A 1,888-nucleotide genomic window follows, 5' to 3' on the forward strand; every position below is an offset into this window, starting at 1 on the left:
CGTCAGCGTCGGCATCAGCGTCAGCGTCTGCATCCGCGTCGGCATCGGCATCCGCGTCAGCATCTGCATCGGCGTCAGCGTCCGCATCCGCGTCCGCATCCGCGTCGTCGGACGAACCGCCGCCGCCGATCAGCACTCCACCGATAACCAACGCAGCCAGCGCCGCGGCCAAGCCCTCACCATCGAGCCAGGCAACACCCTCGTCTTCGACGAAGGCAAGTTCACTGCGGGTTCCAGCCGGATCAATGTAGTAGTTCTCGACCCGGACAATCTCTCCCGTATCAAGGTGAATGAGTAGATCATCACCTTCTCGAGTATAATGATCGACGCTGGACTGCCTGAACGGCAAACGTACCGTACTCGGCCCATCCAGGACGATATTTGACAATTCGACAACGCGCTGAGCGCCATCATCCTTGTCGATTATGGTCACTGCCATAATTTTCCTCCTTTAGGCCTTCAGCACTTCCGAAATATCGCCAGTTCGCCAAAGGCCGGTTGCAAAACCGGGCCTACGCCCAATACTATCCGCTGAAGGAGATGTTCGACCAAACGGTGGACATCCCCCTTGACACCTCAGCCTCCCCCTTTCTTTGCAAGCCCTCGAAATAACTCAATCAAGGCGCGAACCGTCCTCTTAGGATCCGCCCCGATCGAATCAGAAATTATCTGCAACTGATCCTGTTGTGGCTGGGCCAACCCACCCTCAAATGCCCCACCGATAATTTCCGATGGATGCACATTCAGGACATCGGCAACCAGCAACATCCGAGATACAGATAGTCGATTGGCAGCAGTTTCATATTTCTGAAACTGCTGCATTGTGACGCCGATAGCCTCCGCAACCTGCTTCTGACTCAAGCCGCGCGACCGTCGAATCGCCCTCAAATTTCGACCCACCGTCAAATCAATCTCATGAAGATAAGACTTCAATTCAGTACCTGGCATTTCTTAAATACATCTGGACTGGATATCTTTTTCTGGTTCAAAAACTCCATCACCGATAATTCCAAGCGCAGCTAGTTTCAGCGCGACACCACTATCAGGAACAAATGAAATACGGCCGGCATCCCCCCCCCCAGAAAGAAGATCCATGACGCCAGACGGAAAACCAACCACGACGACAACAGGCAGTCGTATGTTGATACTCACAAGATGCCGAACGAATTCCGATATGAGATCGACGTCAGAATTCACAGCGTCGACGACAACCAAATCGACAGCGTCGGTAACATCATCGATTTGAAAATCATCAAGCCAATCGGACGCGACAGGAAAATGGTAGCAACTCATTGCCGACAGCCCGACGTCCTGCAAGTGCCTCTGGAGACTCAAAACGCGCTCGACATCAGCCCCCACAACCAATGAAATTCCACGATCCGAAGGGGGAGCAGACATCATCCGTTCCGCATCAGAAAAGAGGCGATCCTCCAGTTGCGGCGTCAATTGGCAGATATCTGGATGGGCGGATATTTCGGCTATCTCACTGCGCACAACCCAAGCGCGACGAAAACCGAGCATCAACAGAGTGACGACGCCCACGCTGATATAGAGGGCCACAGCAGAGGTCCAACTGGCCCCATTACTCACCGCAAATGCGGCGACCACGAAGGCTATGGCGGTCGAAACCAAAATGGCGCCCACCCCACCTTCCGCCGAGCCGTCACCTGCAGAAAGGGCTCCTTTTTCGCCACAGCTGTGGCGCTGCACATCACGCATCATCTCCCCCATGTTTCGTTGGCTTTGACGAGAGATCACCGGCCATCAAATGTTCGGTAGCAAAAGGAGCCCTTTAGGTCAAGGCGGCGTTCTATGGAGTACAATGGCGTAAGGACCTTTCACGTCGCAGCCACAACCCTAAGGTGCAGCACGCACTGAACGGAAAGAA

Annotated in this window: 3 protein-coding genes; all 3 read right to left on the reverse strand. The window is 54.1% G+C overall.

The features are described from left to right. A partial coding sequence (locus HOY34_RS19925; protein ID WP_172366132.1) for a BapA prefix-like domain-containing protein occupies window positions 1-439 on the reverse strand: 439 nt, incomplete at its 3' end. Between the two features lie 137 nt (window positions 440-576). Continuing rightward, the gene (locus tag HOY34_RS19930) at window positions 577-948 is read right to left on the reverse strand and encodes a helix-turn-helix domain-containing protein (RefSeq protein WP_172366134.1); all 372 of its coding nucleotides are present in this window, start codon (window positions 946-948) and stop codon (window positions 577-579) included. Between the two features lie 3 nt (window positions 949-951). After that, window positions 952-1,719, reverse strand: coding sequence for a hypothetical protein (locus HOY34_RS19935; protein WP_216654856.1), 768 nt, complete (start codon window positions 1,717-1,719; stop codon window positions 952-954). Window positions 1,720-1,888 lie beyond the last annotated feature (169 nt).

The organism is Pseudogemmobacter hezensis, assembly GCF_013155295.1.
Lineage (GTDB): Bacteria > Pseudomonadota > Alphaproteobacteria > Rhodobacterales > Rhodobacteraceae > Pseudogemmobacter > Pseudogemmobacter hezensis.

What these genes read in the sequence shown, in the direction of transcription:
- HOY34_RS19930 (WP_172366134.1), bottom strand. Translation starts at nt 948, where the DNA reads ATGCCAGGTACTGAATTGAAGTCTTATCTTCATGAGATTGATTTGACG.
- HOY34_RS19935 (WP_216654856.1), bottom strand. Translation starts at nt 1,719, where the DNA reads ATGCGTGATGTGCAGCGCCACAGCTGTGGCGAAAAAGGAGCCCTTTCT.